Here is an 18,913-nt window from a genome sequence, read left to right as displayed (position 1 = left end):
GGAGGTTTAATATTCCCCTTGCGTAAAGCCCGCGACATTATCGGATTGCCTATATTCTGCTTGTCCACAGGCAAACGTGCAGGAACGGTGAGAGACGTTTTATTCGACAATGAATGGACGATTCTCGGCGTTTTGCTGGACGCACAGCATTGGTATTCTTCTTGCCGGTATATTCCTGCCGGTGAAATTACGGCCTGCGGACAAGACGCAGTCACGATTGCCGACATGAAATCCGTACGAAGTTATGCGGAAGCGGAGAGCCTGGGGCTGATCCCGCTGAACGGCGGCAAGCACAAGCTCAAAGAACTCCCCGTTATTACGGCAAACGGTCAGCAATTGGGAACGATCGAGGACGTTTATTTGCTTGAACAATTGGGTACAAAGATAATAGGTTTTGAACTGTCCGAAGGTTTCGTATCCGATTTAATGGAAGGTCGCAAGTGGCTCCCAATGCCGGTATCGCTAACCATTGGTGAGGATGCGGTGATTGTTCCGCTTAACTCCCGGCTTGAGGCGGAGGAAATCTTCGTATCTAAAGAAGAATAGGGTGAAAATTGCACATGATGCGCTGTCCAAATTGCAGTTCCAAGGATATCGGCAAAATCGGATCCCATCAATTCTATTGCTGGGGCTGCTTCATTGAACTCGCTGTGAACGGGGAGAAAATGTCCGTTTATCAAGTGGAGGAAGACGGTACGCTGAGTTCGCTCGACGATCTGTTTTTTGAAGAAGAAATGCCGCAAATTCATGCCCAATAAGGGTTTACAACTTGACTAACCGAAATACGAGAAATAAATAAAAGGCACTGCCTCTGCAGGGATAAGCTTAACCGCTTCGGCCCGGCAGGAGCGGTGCTTTTTGGTTTGGGCCGATAGAAAAGAACCTGCTGGTGCCGAAGGAGCTTGGATTAATTGCCAAGGTAGTACATATACTGAAGAAATGGAGAGGGACACTCATTCGCCGAAGTCTGTCAGCGTCAACAGGAGGGAACGCCATGAATTCGATTTTTAAAAACGGCTGGTTTGCCGGCCTGATTTATACGCTTCTCGGACTACTGGTCCTGTTCTTCCTGCTGCAGATAAGACCGATTCTGGGGAGTGTCTTCCATTTCTTGAAAGCGGTGCTGACCCCTTTTCTGATTGCGATGATTATTTCCTATGTACTCAACCCCGTCGTCAATCTGCTGAGTACGCGCAAAGTTCCCCGGACGTTTGCCGTTCTGCTCATTTATGCCGTGTTTCTGACCTCGCTTACGGTCATTTTTATGAATGTGACTCCGATGTTCGTCAAGCAGCTTGGGGAACTGAACGAGCATATGCCTGAAATGACGATCAGGGCCCAATCGCTTGTGGACGGCATGAAAAACAGCCAGCTCCTTCCGGATACGGTCCGGTCGGGTATCCACGATGCGATTTTTAAACTCCAAAAAAATCTGTCCCTCAAAATTTCGGACACGATTCATGGCATCGGAGGCACCATCAATATGCTTCTGACCGCTTTCATCGTTCCTTTTCTCGCTTTTTATATGCTCAAGGATTTTCAATTGATCGAGAAAACCGTGCTGGCCATTGTTCCGAAATCGCGGCGCAGGCAGGTGGTCAAGGTGCTGGTCGATATCGACACGGCGCTGGGCAACTATATCCGGGGGCAGTTCCTCGTTTGCGTTATCGTCGGGGTGCTGGCTTATATCGGTTACTGGGCCATCGGGATGCCGTATGCGCTGCTGCTGGCAGGGCTCGTTGCGGTTTTTAACATCATTCCTTATCTGGGCCCGTTCTTCGGGGCGGCTCCGGCTGTTATTATGGCGGCGACGGTTTCGGTAAAAATGCTTCTGCTTGTTATCGTAGTCAATACGATTGTGCAAATTTTGGAGGGAAACGTAATATCCCCTCAGGTTGTGGGACGGACCCTGCATATGCATCCGCTGCTCATTATTTTTGCGCTGCTCGTCGGCGGAGAAGTGGCGGGGATACCGGGCCTGATTTTGGCCGTTCCCTTTTTTGCCGTGCTTAAGGTGGTGCTCCAGCATCTGTTTCTTTATTACATCCACCGGCGTACGGTGTAGATTCGGATAGAGGGCGGAGAAAGATGCCGTACGGAGAAAGGAGCCCGAAGTCTACTAAATAAAGGCGCGTCCGGGCAGAGTCGCCAATCGGATCCGGGCCGTTCTCTTGCGCTTGCAAGAGGCGTGCGTTACGATCAGACTAACGATTCTGCCGCCATTGAAGAGCGGCAAAAGGAGGTTGCCCATGGCACTCAAGGAGCCGCCCGCGACAGCGGAAGAACTGCCGACCGAACTTCTCCGCAGCCTGGGGGCAAAGCCTGCGGCATCCGCCCGGGCGGACATGGACGAGAGCGGCCGGCCGGATGACCGCTGGCTGGTTGTAGGCGCCGGACAAATTGGCGTCTACGCTTCCGGCGGCGCCTGCCTGCGCAGATTCGCGCCGGAAGCGGTCCGGAGCCTGCGGACCCAGGATGCTCCGCAGGGCGGGGGATGCCTCATCGCGGATACGGATGCGGGCCCGGTCGTGCTCGTCCGCTACACGGGCGCCTGCGCCAAAGGGCTCGAAGCGGCGGTTCATGCAGCCAATCTGCTGCTGGAAACCGGCGGCTTTGACCCCACTGGCGGAGCAGGCGGAGAACGTGCCGGCCTATGCGCGCTGTGCGGAGAGGCGGCACCCGGGCAGGACCATGACTGCACGGCCGGAGATAAGACGGAGCGGAGCAGTCCCGGACGCCGGCGCGTGCTGACTCGGCTGCTTGCGTATACGCGCCCGTACCGCGGCCGGATGGTCCTGGCTGCGCTGTTTTTGATCATCGCGGTTTTGCTGGAGCTGGCGCCTCCGCTTGTGACCAAGATTATCGTCGACGACGTGCTGCATCCGGGAGGGATGGCCGAGACGCTGCTGATTTGGGTGGCGGCTCTGCTGGGCGCCCGATTGGTGCTGTCCGCGCTGCAGATCGCCCGGGGGTTTATCGGGGTCAAGGTCGGAGCGGCCATGATGAACGATATCCGCCGTGAAACGTTCGAGGCGCTGACCGAGCAGTCTCTCAGCTTCTACGACCGCCGCCAGACGTCACAGTTTATCGGCCGGCTCAATCAGGACACGGATTCGATGAGACAGTTTCTCACGGAAGGCGTGATCTGGGTGGCGAGCCAGGTACTCACGGTCGCGGCTATTTTGTCGATGATGCTCGCCCTCAGCTGGAAGCTCACCCTGGTTGTGCTTCTGCCGACTCCGCTGCTGCTTGCGGGAGTCTGGATTTTGTGGCCGAGGGTCCGCCAGCTTTGGTACAAGCAGTGGAGAGCGCTAAACGCGCTTCAGACGCTGGTAGGCGACTCCCTTCAAGGCATCCGTGTCGTCAAGGCATTCGGCCGGGAAAAAAGCGAGCAGGCCCGATACGGGGAAGCCAACCGGGAAATGATGACGCAAACCGTGCGGATGGAAGGGCTGTGGCAGGCTGCAACCCCGCTGTTTATGCTCGTTACGGGCGCAGGCGGGATCATCGTGTGGTATTACGGCGGCCTGCAGGTGCTGGACGGCGGCTTGACCTTGGGCACTCTGATGGCCTTTACGGTTTACCTCACGATGTTTTTCGGTCCTTTGCAGTGGTTTACGCAGGCGATCAGCTGGACGAACCGGGCCGTGTCGGCCGCCGAGCGCGTTTTTGAAATTATGGATACGCCACGCGAAGTTTCCGATACGGCAGATGCGGTAACTCCCGGCCGGCTGGAAGGCTCCGTTTCGCTGGACCGGGTTACATACGGTTATGAGAAGCATAAGCCTGTCCTGAAAGACATCTCTCTGGAAGTGAAGCCCGGTGAAATGATCGGATTTGTCGGACATTCGGGAGCGGGTAAATCTACGCTGATTCATCTGATCTGCCGGTTTTACGATCCGGACCGGGGGCGGATTTTAATAGACGGGATTCCGCTGAAGAAGCTGAGCCAGGAAAGCCTGCGGGCCCAGATCGGGGTCGTGCTTCAGGAAACGTTCCTTTTCGACGGGACGATTGCTGAAAACATCGCTTACGCGAAGCCGGAAGCGTCGCCTCTGGAAATTATGCGGGCCGCAAAGATCGCCAACGCCCATGATTTTATCGTCGCGATGAGCGACGGCTATGATACGCGGGTCGGCGAACGCGGTCACCGCCTGTCCGGCGGGGAGAAACAGCGCATTGCCATTGCGCGCGCCATCCTGCACGATCCCCGTATTCTTATCCTGGACGAGGCGACCGCTTCCGTGGACACGGAGACGGAGCGTCTTATCCAGGAAGCCGTTTCCCGGCTTGTCCGGGGACGGACGACCTTCGCGATCGCCCACCGCCTGTCGACTCTGCGCAGCGCGGACCGTCTCGCGGTGATCGACAAAGGGCGCATAGCCGAAACCGGGACTCACGAGCAGCTGATGGAACAGGAAGGCATCTATTGGAAGCTCGTGAAGGCCCAGACCGAAACAGCGTTGATCAGGGAGCGTGATACCAGTGCCGAACCCGTATGAATCCGGCGGTTTCCCCGAAGGCGGGGACCCCTTCGATATCTTACTGCTCGAAGCAGATAAATGCCGGTTTCAACGCACGGAAGGCGGCCTGCTTTTGTTGTCCTGCGATGGGAGGGATCATGAGGAAGTTCTGGTGTTCCGGACGTTTCCCTTCTCCGAGCCGGACCGGTACATCTCCATCCGCACCAAAGAGGGAGAGGAGATCGGTATCATCGCCGATTTGCGGCAGCTGGACGATGCCTCCCGCCAGGAGCTGGAGAAGGAGCTGCATTTGAGATACTTGCTTCCCCGCGTCGAAGCTATCCGCAGCATCAGGCAGAAGACGTCAGGATGGCAGTGGGACATCGTTACCCAGTTCGGACCGGAGCGGCTGCAGCTTCCCAACCTGCATGAGCACGTGTTCAGGCAAGGAGAGGATCGTCTCCTCCTGGTGGATACCGGAGAGCGCAGACTGGAAGTGGCCAGCATTCGGAAGCTGGATCCGGCAAGTTTTAAGCAGCTGCGGAAGATTTTTTGAAATAAAGAAACCTTCCGCTCGTCACGGAGCCTGACCGATCCGTTTGAAGCGGTTGTGCTTCTTTTCCGCCAATTTGCAAAGAGGGGACATGCCATCGGCGGGGCTTCTTTAATCCGCATCCGTCAGGTTGACATCGTTTCCAGATATGAACTATAATTTTCGGTAACTGAGTCAAACTCGATATGCAAAGCGCTGAAGAAATCCAGTACGCCATAGCCCATTGGCAGAGAGAAGGTTCCTTCTTCTATAGAAGAAGGCTGCGAGAACCTTTCATGAAGGATGGCCGAACGCTCATTTCGGAGTGTGGGTGACAAGTTACACAAGCCCAACGGCAAGCGGATCCGTTATCGTCCGCAACGAGGAGATTGGATGAAACGGCAAGGCGCCTGCCTGCACGTCATCCGATAACCAGGGTGGTACCGCGAATTTTTCGTCCCTGTTGATAACAGGGGCGTTTTTTGTTTCCTGTAGAGAGGGCCGAAGGAGCAGCAGTCCAAGCCTACTAAACCAAAATTTTCAACAAACGGAGGCTCGAAACGCTATGAAAGCAAGTGAAATTCGTTCCAAGTGGCTGGAATTCTTCGCCAGCAAAGGACACAAAATCGAGCCGAGCTCCTCGCTCGTGCCTCACAACGACCCTTCTCTTTTATGGATCAACGCCGGGATGGCGCCGCTCAAACCTTATTTTGACGGCCGTGTCGTTCCCGAGAATCCGAGAATCGTAAACGCGCAGAAATGCATCCGTACAAACGACATTGAAAATGTCGGCAAAACCCGCCGTCACCATACATTTTTCGAGATGCTCGGAAACTTCTCCATCGGCGACTACTTCAAAGAAGAAGCCATCACCTGGGCCTGGGAATTTCTGACGGACCCGAAATGGATCGGGTTCGATCCGGAGCGCTTGTCGGTCACCGTTTATCCCGAGGATACGGAAGCTTTTGAGTTTTGGAATAAAAAGATCGGTCTGCCGGAAGCGCGTATTTACAAGCTCGACGAGAACTTCTGGGATATCGGGGAAGGCCCGTGCGGACCTTGTACGGAAATCTTCTACGACCGCGGAGACAAATACGGCGATCTGAACGATCCGGAATGCTGGCCGGGCGGAGAGAACGAGCGTTTCCTGGAAGTGTGGAACCTCGTATTTTCCCAGTTCAACCACAACAAAGACGGCAGCTACACGCCGCTGCCCAACAAGAATATTGATACGGGCGCGGGTCTGGAGCGTTTCGCTTCGATTTTGCAGGATGTGGACTCCAACTTCGATACGGATTTGTTCCAGCCGATCATTGAAGCGACCTGCCGCATCGCGGGTGTGAAGTACAAGGAGAACGAAGAGTTTGACGTGGCTTTGAAGGTCATTGCCGACCACGTCCGTACCGTCGCTTTTGCGGTGGGAGACGGCGTACTGCCTACGAACGAAGGCCGCGGCTACGTTATTCGCAGACTTCTGCGCCGCGCCGTCCGCTACGGCAAAGTACTCGGCATGGATAAACCGTTCCTGTACCAGCTCGTTCCGGTCGTAGGCGAAATCATGGGCGTTTACTACAATGAAGTCGTGGAGAAACGCGAGTTCATCGAGAAAATCATCCGCATCGAAGAAGAACGTTTTCACGAAACGCTGTCCGACGGTCTTGCCATTCTTGCCGGCATGGTCGAGAGCACCCGTGCGGCGGGCGGGCGCGCCATCAGTGGACCGGATGCTTTCAAGCTGTACGACACGTACGGATTCCCGGTCGACTTGACGGAGGATTTCGCGAACGAGCAGGGTCTGGCCGTCGACCGCGAAGGATTTGAAGCGGCGATGGAAGAACAGCGCGAGCGTGCGCGCAGCAACCGGAGCAAATCCGGCAGCATGAAAGTGCAGGGCGGAGCGCTCTCCGAGTTTACGGATAAAAGTGAATTTGTTGGATACACTGAATTGGTAGTTCCAGCCAAAGTGCTGGCGATCGTGCACGACAACGAGTTTGTGGATGCGGCGGGAACCGGCGAAACGTGCCAGATCATACTCGACCGGACGCCGTTCTACGCCGAAAGCGGCGGACAGGTAGCCGACCGCGGCGTCATCGCGGGCGACGGCGTACGCGCGGCCGTACTCGAAGTCGGCAAAGCGCCTCACGGCCAGCACGTTCACAGCGTGACCGTCGAGCAGGGCATCCTGCGCACGGGCGATTCGGTTACGGCTCAAGTCTCCGGCGAGCTTCGCGGAGATACCGTGAAGAACCACACGGCCACTCACCTGCTGCATAAAGCGCTGAAGGAAGTGCTCGGCACGCACGTTAACCAGGCGGGCTCCCTCGTTGAGCCGGACCGCCTGCGGTTCGACTTCTCCCACTTCGGCGGCATCACGCCGGAAGAACTGCAGGATGTCGAACGCCGCGTGAACGCTCAAATCTGGGCGAACACGCCGGTGGACATCTCCCTTCGCGGCATCGACGAAGCGAAAGCGATGGGCGCCATGGCGCTGTTCGGCGAGAAATACGGCGACATCGTCCGCGTCGTCCGCGTCGGCGATTACAGCCTCGAGCTTTGCGGAGGCTGCCACGTACTGAGCACGGGCGAAATCGGCTTGTTCAAGATTGTCAGCGAATCCGGAATCGGTTCCGGTATCCGCCGCATCGAAGCGGTGACAAGCCGTCAGGCTTACGAGTACGTGGACGGCCAGCTGCAGCTGCTGAGGGATGCGGCCGGCGTTCTCAAGGCCAACACCGCGGACGTGCCGAAGCGTCTGGACTCCACGCTCCAGCAGATGAAAGAGCTGGCGCGCGAGAACGAATCGCTGCGGGCCAAACTGGGCCGCATTGAAGCTGGCGCCCTGGAAGGCCGCCTAAAAGAAGTGGCGGGCGTACCGGTCCTGGCCGCCCAGGTGAGCGCATCCGATATGGATTCCCTGCGGGGCATCGTGGATGAAATGAAAGCGAAGCTGGGCTCGGCCGTGATCGTGCTCGGCGCCGTCGCAGGCGACAAAGTCAATCTGGTTGCCGCCGTTACGCCGGATCTGATCGCCAAAGGGCTTCATGCCGGCAAGCTGATCAAAGAAACAGCGGCGAAATGCGGCGGCGGCGGCGGCGGACGCCCCGATATGGCCCAGGCCGGAGGCAAGGACCCGTCCAAGCTCCAGGAGGCGCTGGACGGCGTCGAAGCGCTTGTGGCCGGACAGATTTCTTAAATTTTCCTGCGGGAACAGGAATTTTCCGTCCCGCAGAGAATATATGACAATAGCGGGATTAGCAGCATTTACAACCGATAGAGTTTGAAAAAGCAAACATTGGAGGTGCCTTTCATGGATTTTATGGACAAAACGGTGAAATTCAATGTCAAAGCCGATGAGATCGAAACATCCCCCAAAGAAGTGCTATTAACTGTCTATGACGCTCTGCAGGAGAAAGGCTACAATCCGATCAATCAAATCGTCGGTTACTTGCTTTCCGGGGATCCGGCTTACATTCCCCGGCACAACAACGCCCGGAGCCTGATTCGCAAACGGGAACGCGACGAACTGATCGAAGAATTGGTACGCTCTTATCTCAAAGAGCATAAATAAACGGGCCTGCGCCGATTCCCGGCAGACGGGTCCGGCTTAGGAGTTCACACGTATGAGAACGATGGGCCTAGACTATGGCGACAAAACAATCGGCGTTGCTGTCAGCGATCTTCTCGGGCTTACCGCCCAAGGGATCGAGGTTATACGCAGAGCCAGTCCGCAACACGATTTAGACCACCTGCGGCGGTTAATCGGGGAGTACGAAGTAACGGAGATCGTGGTCGGCCTCCCCAAAAATATGAACGGCTCGATCGGGCCGCGCGGTGAGCTTTGTCAGGAATTCGCCGCACAGTTGACCGAGACGTTTAACCTGCCCGTCCGTATGTGGGACGAACGATTGACTACGGTATCCGCGACCCGCACTCTTTTGGAGGCGGACGTTAGCCGGAAGAAGCGCAAGCAGGTGGTCGATAAGATCGCCGCTGTGCTGATTCTGCAGGGATATATGGACTCTAAACGATGAGGTGATGGAACCATGGCTAAAGAAGAGGATTTTCAGCAAGAGGAAGCGGAAATTATTTATATCCCCGATGATGAGGGCAACGAAGAAGAATTCGAAGTCGTCATGAAATTCGAAGTGGATGGTTCCGACAAAAAGTACATGATGGTCGTGCCGGTTGAAGGCGACGAGGAATCCGACGAAGTGTACGCATTTCGTTACGAGGAAGACGAGAACGGCGACGATCTGAAGCTTTACACCATCGAGGACGAGGAAGAGTGGAATATCGTTGAAGAAACGTTTAATACACTAATCGCCGAAGAGGAAGAAGAAGCATGAGTGTAAAACAGACGAACGAGTTGCGGAGTTCTTTCGGAGATGATATTATTTTATTCGACGAACAGGACGAATCCACCGTCTTTCGCATTTTGACGGAGATTCTCCATGAAGACCGCCACTACGCCGTTCTGCAATCGGAAGAGATGAAGAAAGAAGGCGAAGTGTCCGTGTTCCGGGTATCCCGGGATTCGGAAGGCACACTGGAGCTGGAAACCATCGAAGATGACGAAGAGTGGGAAACCGTCTCCGAATTGTACGACGAACTCACGTTTCCGGAACACGACGAACCTTAAGAAATCTAAAGCAAACCAGAGCGGAGTCAAATCCGCTCTTTTTCATGCGAATGATTGACCAAGATGACTATTGTGGAGGAACTTATGCATCGTCCTAAATCACGAATAAAACGCTTGATGACCGGGCTGCTGGTAATTGTTCTGCTCTTAGCCGGCTGTGCTGCGGCCGCGGCTTATTATATACGGGGAGAACTGCAGCCGACCTCGGCTTCCGATAAGGAAACGAAAGTCGAGATCGTATCCGGCGACGGCGTGAAAAATATCGCTTCCAAGCTTGAGAAGGAAGGCCTTATCCGCAACGCCTCCGTTTTTATGTATTACTTGAAATGGAAGAACGAAGGCGGCCGTTTCCAGGCCGGCGAGTATGTGATGAAGCCCGGGATCGGAACGGACGAGATCATTGCGATGCTGAACAACGGGCAGACGGCAAAAGCGAACCGCCTGACTATACCCGAAGGATACACGGTCACGCAGATTGCCGACAAAGTCGGACAGCATAAGGGGATGGAAGCGTCTGCCTTTGTTAAGGCGGCGGAAGCGTACAAACCTGCGGAAGGGGAAGAACTGCTTGCCGGAATTCCGGCCGATACCAAACTTAAGCATAGGCTGGAAGGGTATCTGTTCCCGGATACGTACAATATCCCCAAGGATGCTACCGAGCAGAAACTGATAACCCTCATGGTCGATCAACTGGACAAACGGCTGCAAAGCCTTCCCGCGGATTGGAAGGACAAGCTGAAGGCAAGCGGGCTGACATTCCATCAAATGATGACGATCGCTTCCCTGATCGAACGTGAAGTGGTTGTGGACGAGGAACGTCCGCTCGTGGCAAGCGTCATTTACAACCGGCTGAAAATCAAACAGCCGCTGCAGATCGACGCGACTGTGCAGTATGCGCTGGGCAAGCAGAAAGAAAGACTGCTCGAAAGCGATCTGAAGATCGAAAGCCCTTATAATACGTATAAAAATCCGGGACTGCCTCCGGGTCCCATCGCGAGTCCAAGCCTGGCGTCCATCGAGGCGGCGCTGTATCCGGCGGAGTCGAAATACTTTTATTACGTAACGAAAAAAGACGGAAGCCAGGGACATTTGTTCGGAGAAACCTATGCGCAGCATCTGGCCAACATCGAAAAGAGCAAGCAAACCGAGAAAAACGCGAAATAAGAAGGTGACGAGGTTGATTTCAAAACCCGAGCTGCTTATAACGGCAGGAACAGTAGAGGAAGCGAAGCGATTCATACAAGCCGGGGCGGACGCCGTACTGATCGGCGAAGCGGCATTCGGCATGCGCCTTCCGGGCGATGTGACGATTCAAGATCTGGAGGAACTGGTTCCTTACGTTCATGCTAAAGGCGCTAAAGTCTATGCGGCTGTAAACAATGTTTTCGATAACGAAGCGCTGCCTGAAGTTGAGAAATATCTTGCGGCCATCTCCGCTATCGGTGTGGACGGAGCCGTTTATGGAGATCCCGCCATACTGCGGATGGTGAACAAAGCGGAATTTAAGCTCCCGCTTCACTGGAATGCGGAAATGACGACGACGAACTACGCCACCGCGAATTACTGGGCGTCCCGCGGAGCCGTGCGTGCGGTTCTGGCCAGGGAACTGAACCTTGAGGAAACGCTTGAATTCAAGCGTCACGCCAAGCTGGAAGTCCAAGTTCAAGTGCACGGGCTGACGAATATTTACCATTCCCGCCGCAGCCTGGTCGCCAATTACGTGGAGCATCTGGGGAAAGATGCAAACAGTGTCGATCGCTCCATGGATAACGGACTTTTTCTGATTGAGCAGGAACGTCAGGAGGAGCGGTATCCGATTTATGAAGACAGCAACGGCACCCACGTGATGAGCTCCGACGATATTTGCATGCTGGAAGATCTTCATGAGCTGCTCAAGGGGAGCATAGACAGCCTTAAGATTGAAGGGCTGCTGAAATCCGCCGAATATAACGAAACCGTGGTAAGGGCATACCGTCAAGTGATTGATGCCTACTGTGCGGATCCGGATTCTTACAAATTCAACGACGAAATGCTGGAGCCTATCCGACGCCTGCAGGATCCGAGCAGGGAATTGTCTTTCGGCTTTTTCTACAAAGAACAAGTATATTGAGGTGAACCACCATGAGTATGGCCGCAGCTGTTAACGAGCGTGCGCGCGGCAGACGCGTTCGTCTGGACAAGCCGGAACTGCTTGCCCCGGCGGGAAGTCTGGAGAAGCTTAAGTTTGCCGTACATTACGGGGCCGATGCCGTGTATATCGGCGGTCAGAAGTACGGTCTGCGCTCCAACGCCGACAATTTTACTTTCGAAGAGATGCGCGAAGGCGTCGAATTCGCAAACCGTTACGGCGCCAAAGTTTTCGTGGCGACGAATATTTATGCCCACAATGAAGATATCGAGGGAATTGAAGAGTATTTGAGAGAACTGCAGGAAGCCGGCATTTCGGCTATCATCGCCGCAGACCCGATTATTATGGACACCGCCAGACGCGTGGCCCCCAAACTTGAGGTGCATCTGAGCACCCAGCAGTCGGTCATGAACTGGCAGACGGTGCAGTTCTGGAAAGAAGAAGGCATCGAGCGGGTAGTTCTCGCCCGGGAAGCGAGCATGGGCGATATTGACGAGATCAAACGGCATGTCGATATTGAGATCGAAGCGTTTATTCACGGTGCGATGTGCAGCTCCTATTCCGGACGCTGCGTGCTGTCCAATCATTTTACGGACCGCGACTCCAACCGGGGAGGGTGCTGCCAGTCCTGCCGCTGGAAGTACGACTTGTACGCGAAGGGAGCTCCATTGTCCGATCCGCTTGCGCCCGATTTTCCCCTTTACGGTGAAGAGGAAGATGCGTTTATGATGAGCGCCAAGGATTTATGCATGATCGAGCATATTTCCGATATGATCGAGTCCGGCGTGGACAGTTTTAAAATCGAAGGCAGAATGAAAAGCATCCATTACGTGGCGACGGTTGTGAATGCCTATCGCCAAGCCATCGACAGCTATTTTGAAAATCCGGCAGCCTATGAGGTCAAACCGCTCTGGCGCGACGAGATCAATAAAGCGGCTAACCGTCCGCTGAATACCGGATTTTTCTACGAAGCGCCCGGTCCCGAAGATCATATTTTCGGACCGGAGGACAAGGCGGCGAGCTACGACTTCGTCGGCGTAGTCATGGAGTATGACGAGAAGACGGGAACCGCCGTCATCCAGCAGCGCAATTACTTCAAACCGGGTACGGAAGTGGAATTTTTCGGTCCGGGGGGCACGCACTTCAAGCAGCGGGTGGATGTCATTCGCGACGAGGAAGGCGCCGAGCTCGATGCGGCTCGTCATCCTCTACAGCTTATCCGCATTCAAACCGAGAAGCCGGTTAAACCGCTGGATATGATGCGCAAACGTACCCGTTAATGGATTTTAATACCGACTGGCTTAAGCCGGGCGGTATTTTTTTTTATTTCTAGGTCTGTGTAATCAAAAAAAGATGATTTTATAGGAAAAATGGCACAAATCGAAGAGGAAAAACACAAATCGTCGTCGAACATTAAAACAAAAGTAGAAAATACTGGGGATATTAAGTTTTTGCGTAAGACTTTCTTCCTAAAAAAAGTGGATGGTGGTGCCCATGAACAAAAAACTCACACAGACAGCAACCCAGTTAAGAGAGCGTTTTCAAAAGAAACAAGCTCCATCAGGGGGCGCTCCGAAGCCGGGAGGATCGGGAGGCGGTTTTCTTTCTTCCTCTATGGGATTGAGCAACCCGGCAAAATCCGTAGGCATGAAATTGTTTCTTATTTTTATCGTCAGTATTTTATTTTTTGTTCTGACCGTGGGGATCACCTCGTACCAGCTTTCGAAAAGCGTCGTGCGCGGCAAAGTGAGCGAAGCGTCGAAGCAGACCATGATTCAGGCGAGCCAGAAGCTCGATCTTCTTTTTGGCGGCTTTGAAGATTTAACGATGCAGATGATGCTCGACGCCGATTTGCAGCGCCTGCTTGATACACGCAACGAGGTTAAAGAAGGTACATACGAACAGCTCGAAGTCACCCGTAAAATTACGGAAAAAGTGAATTCCTATTTATTTTCCAACAAATCGATCAAAAGCATGACGCTGTTAAAAACAGACGGTCATATGATCAACTCCAACGGAGCTTCCTTGAACGCTACGACGGAAGAAATTACAAAAACGGACTGGTTCCAGGCCGTTTCCAAAACCAGCGGGCAGCCGCTGTGGCTGGACACGAAACCGAAAGGTTATTTCAGCGGAGAACCGAGTGTCGCCATGGGCCGCTACCTGAACTCGACGAGCACTTCCACGCCGATCGCGATGCTTCTGATGGAGATTCCTACGTCGATTCTGGAAAAAGAGCTCGGGCTTATCCAGCTCGGCGATGACAGCACGATGTACATTTCGGATGCGTCCAACAAGCTGATTTATGCGAAAGATCAGGAGCTTCTCGCAAAACCGTCCCCGGTTACGATCAGTGAGGAGAAGCAGAAGACGGATGCCGGCGACTTCCTCTCGTCGGATAAACAGACTCAGAACGTATACTCGAAATTCGCCGGTACCGGCTGGTTCCTCGTAGGAAGCATGCCGGTCGGAGAACTGGTTAAAGACGCGAACGTAATCTTCAACCTGACGCTGGTAATCGCCCTTGCGGCGGCCGTTATCGCCGCTTTGATCGGCATTTTCGTGGCGAGAATGATCGGCAGGCCGCTGGCCGGACTGGCCGGGCTTATGAAGCAGGGTGCCCAGGGCAATCTGAAGGTACGAGCGAATCTTAAGAGCCGGGACGAAATCGGTATGCTTGGAGAAAACTTCGACATGATGATGGAGCAGATTACGACGCTGGTCCGCCAGACGAACGAATCCGCCCAGGAAGTGCTGAACACGGCCTCCGAAGTCGCGAACGCCTCCAAGATTACGGCGACTTCCGCCAAGGAAATCGCGGTAGCAACCGACGAGATCTCGGGAGGAGCCGCAGGACTCGCCTCCGAGTCCGAACGCGGGAACGAGCTGACGCATCATATCGGCGAGAAAATGAAACAGGTGATGTCCGCTAACCTGGAGATGGGAACGGCAGCCTCCGGGGTCCGAAGCTCAGGCGAACAGGGCACGAAGTACATGGAAGAGCTGATGGACAAAACCGGCCAGACGGAAGTGATGACCCGTTCCATGGTGGAGAAGGTCGACAACCTGAAAGAGAGCACCCGGTCCATCCGCAAAATATTGGAGATGCTGCACAATCTGACGAAGCAGACGAATATCCTTTCTCTTAACGCAACGATCGAGGCTGCAAGAGCCGGAACGGCAGGCAGAGGATTTATGGTGGTCGCCGATGAAATCCGCAAACTGGCGGATCAGTCCAAGCAGTCCATCGACGTTGTGGCCCAGATTACGGAAACGATTCAGCGCGAAATCGACGAAACCGTCCACGTGCTTCATCAAGCCTACCCGCTCTTCAATCAGCAAATCGGTGCCGTGAAAGAAGCGGACGGGATTTTTGCCCAGGTCCAGAATCACATGAGCCAATTTATCGAACGGTTGAACGCGGTGACGGAATCGATAAGCGAGCTCGATCAGTCGCAAGCCGTCTTGTCCGATGCGATGACGAATGTGAGTGCCGTGGCGGAGGAATCCCTGGCGACTTCCGAGGAAGTTGCTTCCCTCAGCTCCGAGCAGCTCAGCATCAGTCAGAATCTGGTGAAGCTGTCCGACAGATTGGAGAACCTCTCGAATTCCCTGAAAGACACGCTGTCCAAGTTTACATTGTGATCCCGCAGAACGCCTCGTTTCCGGAAAGCCGGAAGCGGGCGTTTTTCTTTTTTTTCGTTCCCGAATGGAAGGTTTGAGCGTATTCCCCCTTGTCTATACTGGAATCAAAAGAAGCGGACACGGGAGCGGTGAATGTATGGGCAAAGAATTACGCGGTACTGCCGGAAAAGAAAAGACAGATGCCGGAACGGGGATCTGGCTTGAGGGAATTGGTATCAACGGTATCAATGGCGGCAATGGCGGCAACGGCAGCAGTAGCAACAGCAGCAGAGACGTGGGCAGCAGGAGCATCAACCGCATCGACGGCAGCAAAACGGACCCGCGCCGCAAACTCCTGCTGCTGCTCGGGTTGACCGCTATTCTGGCACTCCTGGCCGCGCGGTTATTTTGGATTCAGGTGCTGAGACCCCACCGCTTTTCGTCTTATGAAGTAGACCTGGTCAAAAACTCCGTTTTGCAGCGTCAGAAAAGCATTGTGCTCGATACGGGAAGAGGAGACATGTACGACCGGAATTTGAAGCCTCTAACCGGCAAAACAATCCGGACGGCCATTATCTTTCCGGTCCATCCCGATTATACGGGCTCGGCCGAACAACTTCGGAAGGTCAGCGGAGCTTTCGGGGTGACGGCGGACGACTGGAAGGTTTTTGTAAAACAGGTGAAGGAGCCGCTTTTATGGACGGGGAGCCTGACTATTCCGGACGGGGGAAAGAACGTCGGCCAATGGGCTTCTTCCAAATCCGGCGAGTCTGTAAAAGAACCGCTGGAATTAACGCCTTCCCAAATCGCTCTGCTTGAGGGGAGCGGGCTTTCTTACGTGCAGGTGACGGATTACAAAACCCGCTATCCGGATCATCCCGCCGCAGCCCAGGTGATCGGCTACATCGGGCAGAATCCGGAGCGGATCTCCGGCCTGTATGCCCGCGAGCTTGCGGCCGGACATTTGACGCTTACCAGCGAGATCGGGGTATCCGGACTCGAGAAAACGTTCGAGTCCCGGCTGCGGGGTATCGGGGAACGCACTTTATCCGTGTTTACGGATGCGGGTAAACGGCCGCTGGACGCTCTAAGCGCCAGACTGATTTCACCCGATCAGTCCCGTTATCCCCTGCAGTTGATGACTACACTGGATTCGGGCATTCAGCGGAGCATCGAAGAACGGATGACGAGACGGGGAATTACAAAAGGGGCGGTCGTCGTCCTGGATGCCGCCAATGCGGATATCGTGGCGATGGCTTCCAAACCGTCATTCCATCCGGGGGAGATCAACGCGATAGATGGAGACTGGGCCAATCTGGGAGTCAAAGCTGCCGCGCCGGGTTCGATTTTCAAAACGGTTGTAGCCGCAGCGGCGCTTGAGAAAGGCGTTGTTAAGCCGGATGAGACTTTTGACTGCCACGGGGCATGGGGAAAATACGGGTTTACCTGCTGGAAGAAGGAAGGTCACGGAAAGCTTACGTTCGAAGAAGGATTTGCCCAATCGTGCAATATCGTTTTCGGCGAAGTGATGCGGCGTGTGGATTCGGACGAGCTGGAAACCTATGCACGGAATCTGGGGCTGCTGGCTCCAGTCGGATGGAAAGGAAGCCTCACGGGAGGGGCCGCGGTCGCTCAACTCGACGGTGAGGAAGGCGGCCAGCTCTTCGGCGCACAAACGCCGAGAGACGATGAAGGAGTCCGGCTGCAGACCGCCATCGGCCAGAGGGACGTCCAAGTGACGCCCCTTCAGGCGGCGAATCTGGTCGTAACCGTCCTGCACCGGGGAAAAGCTCGCGCTCCGCGCCTCGTGAAAGAGGTCCGGTTCCGGGACGGCCTGACCCTGGACTCGTTTCCGCCCAAATTTCTTCCCGGTGCGAAGGAATTTCTCTCTCCTAGGGCAACAAGTGAACTCCTGCGGGAGATGAGACTCGTCGTGCGGAGCGGAACGGCGGGACAGCTGAATGCGGCGAAGTGGCCGCTGGCCGGAAAGACAGGCACGGCGCAGGTACAGTCGGGACCGCATGAGACCGTTAACCAGTGGTTTATCGGCTACGGGCCCGTCGATGCTCCCCGCTATGCCGTAGCTGTCGTCATTCGCGAAGCTGCGCCGGAAGCGCCTTCAGAAGCGGTTCCGCTGGCGCGTGAGATCATGGACATGCTGGCGGATCAGCCGAACTGATCTTGCGCGGGAGCGAACTGGGGCGGTTTCGCCGCTTGGGGGAGTGTGACAAGCACGCGGGTTCCCCGGCCGGGCACGCTCGTCACCTGCACCTTTCCGCTGAAGGTTTCGATGATGCGGAACGCCACCATGACGCTGAGTCCGGTCCCCTTTTGCTTCGTGGAATAAAAAGGGGAGCCGAGGCGGGCGATTTCTTCCGCATCCATCCCGATTCCGGTATCTTCGATGGAGATGCAGACGCTTTTCGGTTCGGGATAAGCTTCTATTCGTAAGCGTCCTCCTTCCGGCATCGCTTCGATTCCGTTCCGCGACAGATTCACGAGGCATTGGATCAATTTTTCCGCGTTTGCCGTGATCCACAAAGACGGAGGAGCGTGCGTTTCCAGCTGAACCTTGCTGCTGCCGGCGTACCCTTGAATGCGCTGGACCAGGCTGACTATGATAACGCTTACGGATACCGGCTCGGTTATTTCAGCTTGAGGCTTGGCGAAGGCGAGATAGCTTGTAATAATTTGCTGGACGCGGTCCATTTCTTCGATCGCCATCGAGGTGTACATTTTTTTCTTTTCTTCGTTAACTTCCGTTTGGGATAAAATTTGCAGAAAACCTCTGGCAACCGTCATCGGATTACGGATTTCATGCGCCACGGAAGCGGCCAATTCGCTGAGGACGTTCAGCTTTTCCGCCCGCTGCGATTCCAGGCGGCTGACTCGGCTCTCCCGGATAAATTCAGACAAATAGATGACAATCGCCATGGAAATACCGTGCAATAAAATAGAGAACGCATGAAAGGAAAAAAAATCAGGTGCAAGAGGCAACTGGTTCTTGCGATGGAAAAAGATTTGAAAAGCCATAAACACAAAGCCTAGGCCGGCGGACAGAAGGACGGGACATAAAAAAGCGGAGAACCGGCCGCCTGTCTTGTGGAATTTGATGTAAAGCCCGGCAAAACAGGCGCAAATCAACAGAAAAACCGCATCTGTCGGTAAGGAGGCCGGGAAAACGAATCCGTGCAGAAGCAGAAGGCTGGCCGAAACGGCTAAAGCAGGAAGAAGACCTCCGTGCACAAAGCTGCTGACGAGGGGGATCATGAACAAGCTTTGCTTGATCCCGCTGCCGGAGCTGTAGGGAAAAGTCGCGCATGCGAGCGCAGCAAGAATGCTAACGAGCGTCATCATAGGTTTATACGATTTTTTGCTTAACGGATTGCTTTCATCGAAGAAAGGGGACACGATGACAGGTGAACACGCTATCAGGACGTTAAACAATACCTCATGAAAACTGATTGACATACGGTTCGCCTACTATCTTTAGGGTTTTATAGGAAATATGTCCCATACTTCAGATA

16 protein-coding genes are annotated in these 18,913 nt (G+C 54.6%); 15 read left to right on the top strand and 1 reads right to left on the bottom strand.

The annotated features are described in order from the left end of the window. Nucleotides 1–18: 18 nt before the first annotated feature. The 15 genes from HMPREF1207_RS06005 (at nucleotide 19) to HMPREF1207_RS05935 (ending at nucleotide 17,565) form a co-directional block, all read left to right on the top strand. A complete protein-coding gene (locus HMPREF1207_RS06005; RefSeq protein ID WP_009676584.1) occupies nucleotides 19–546 on the top strand; it encodes a PRC-barrel domain-containing protein in 528 nt (175 codons plus the stop codon). Between the two features lie 14 nt (nucleotides 547–560). Next, a complete protein-coding gene (locus HMPREF1207_RS06000) occupies nucleotides 561–758 on the top strand; it encodes a hypothetical protein (protein ID WP_009676575.1) in 198 nt (65 codons plus the stop codon). Nucleotides 759–994: 236 nt separating this feature from the next. Then, nucleotides 995–2,065: an AI-2E family transporter gene (locus HMPREF1207_RS05995; RefSeq protein WP_009676582.1), complete on the top strand. Its 1,071-nt coding sequence runs from the start codon at nucleotides 995–997 to the stop codon at nucleotides 2,063–2,065. Between the two features lie 184 nt (nucleotides 2,066–2,249). Then, nucleotides 2,250–4,502 (top strand): ABC transporter ATP-binding protein, encoded by a 2,253-nt coding sequence (locus tag HMPREF1207_RS05990; RefSeq protein ID WP_009676592.1) that lies wholly within the window; start codon nucleotides 2,250–2,252, stop codon nucleotides 4,500–4,502. Beyond that, a complete protein-coding gene (locus tag HMPREF1207_RS05985; protein WP_009676586.1) occupies nucleotides 4,486–5,019 on the top strand; it encodes a DUF1854 domain-containing protein in 534 nt (177 codons plus the stop codon). The genes HMPREF1207_RS05990 and HMPREF1207_RS05985 overlap by 17 nt, the downstream gene beginning before the upstream one ends. Nucleotides 5,020–5,560: 541 nt before the next feature. Beyond that, nucleotides 5,561–8,188 carry an alanine--tRNA ligase gene (alaS, locus tag HMPREF1207_RS05980; protein ID WP_009676593.1) on the top strand — a complete coding sequence of 876 codons (2,628 nt, stop codon included), beginning with the start codon at nucleotides 5,561–5,563 and terminating at the stop codon, nucleotides 8,186–8,188. 114 nt (nucleotides 8,189–8,302) lie between these two features. Beyond that, complete coding sequence (locus tag HMPREF1207_RS05975) at nucleotides 8,303–8,563, top strand: IreB family regulatory phosphoprotein (protein WP_009676594.1); 261 nt, start codon at nucleotides 8,303–8,305, stop codon at nucleotides 8,561–8,563. Between the two features lie 52 nt (nucleotides 8,564–8,615). Further along, nucleotides 8,616–9,026 carry a Holliday junction resolvase RuvX gene (gene ruvX, locus HMPREF1207_RS05970; protein ID WP_009676576.1) on the top strand — a complete coding sequence of 137 codons (411 nt, stop codon included), beginning with the start codon at nucleotides 8,616–8,618 and terminating at the stop codon, nucleotides 9,024–9,026. A gap of 12 nt (nucleotides 9,027–9,038) precedes the next feature. Further along, nucleotides 9,039–9,341, top strand: a complete 303-nt coding sequence (locus HMPREF1207_RS05965; protein ID WP_009676589.1) for a DUF1292 domain-containing protein — start codon at nucleotides 9,039–9,041, stop codon at nucleotides 9,339–9,341. After that, nucleotides 9,338–9,634: a DUF1292 domain-containing protein gene (locus HMPREF1207_RS05960; RefSeq protein WP_009676585.1), complete on the top strand. Its 297-nt coding sequence runs from the start codon at nucleotides 9,338–9,340 to the stop codon at nucleotides 9,632–9,634. Before HMPREF1207_RS05965 ends, HMPREF1207_RS05960 begins: the two co-directional genes overlap by 4 nt. 84 nt (nucleotides 9,635–9,718) lie before the next feature. Continuing rightward, on the top strand, nucleotides 9,719–10,798 hold the full coding sequence (gene mltG / locus HMPREF1207_RS05955) for an endolytic transglycosylase MltG (protein ID WP_009676587.1): 1,080 nt from the start codon (nucleotides 9,719–9,721) through the stop codon (nucleotides 10,796–10,798). A 13-nt stretch (nucleotides 10,799–10,811) separates the two neighbouring features. After that, nucleotides 10,812–11,744, top strand: a complete 933-nt coding sequence (locus HMPREF1207_RS05950) for a peptidase U32 family protein (RefSeq protein WP_009676590.1) — start codon at nucleotides 10,812–10,814, stop codon at nucleotides 11,742–11,744. Nucleotides 11,745–11,761: 17 nt separating this feature from the next. Further along, nucleotides 11,762–13,042, top strand: a complete 1,281-nt coding sequence (locus HMPREF1207_RS05945) for a peptidase U32 family protein (protein ID WP_370866914.1) — start codon at nucleotides 11,762–11,764, stop codon at nucleotides 13,040–13,042. A gap of 214 nt (nucleotides 13,043–13,256) precedes the next feature. Continuing rightward, entirely contained in the window at nucleotides 13,257–15,407 is a 2,151-nt protein-coding gene (locus tag HMPREF1207_RS05940; protein ID WP_009676577.1) for a methyl-accepting chemotaxis protein, read from the top strand. A gap of 136 nt (nucleotides 15,408–15,543) precedes the next feature. Continuing rightward, a complete protein-coding gene (locus HMPREF1207_RS05935; protein ID WP_009676595.1) occupies nucleotides 15,544–17,565 on the top strand; it encodes a peptidoglycan D,D-transpeptidase FtsI family protein in 2,022 nt (673 codons plus the stop codon). Here HMPREF1207_RS05935 and HMPREF1207_RS05930 read toward each other — a convergent pair. Continuing rightward, a complete protein-coding gene (locus tag HMPREF1207_RS05930; RefSeq protein ID WP_009676583.1) occupies nucleotides 17,553–18,857 on the bottom strand; it encodes an ATP-binding protein in 1,305 nt (434 codons plus the stop codon). The two genes, HMPREF1207_RS05935 and HMPREF1207_RS05930, sit on opposite strands and share 13 nt — an antisense overlap. Between the last annotated feature and the right edge of the window lie 56 nt (nucleotides 18,858–18,913).

This window comes from Paenibacillus sp. HGH0039 (assembly GCF_000411255.1).
GTDB lineage: Bacteria > Bacillota > Bacilli > Paenibacillales > NBRC-103111 > Paenibacillus_F.
The sequence above is the reverse complement of the archived record's forward strand: the minus strand, read 5'-3'. Positions and strand labels throughout refer to the sequence as shown.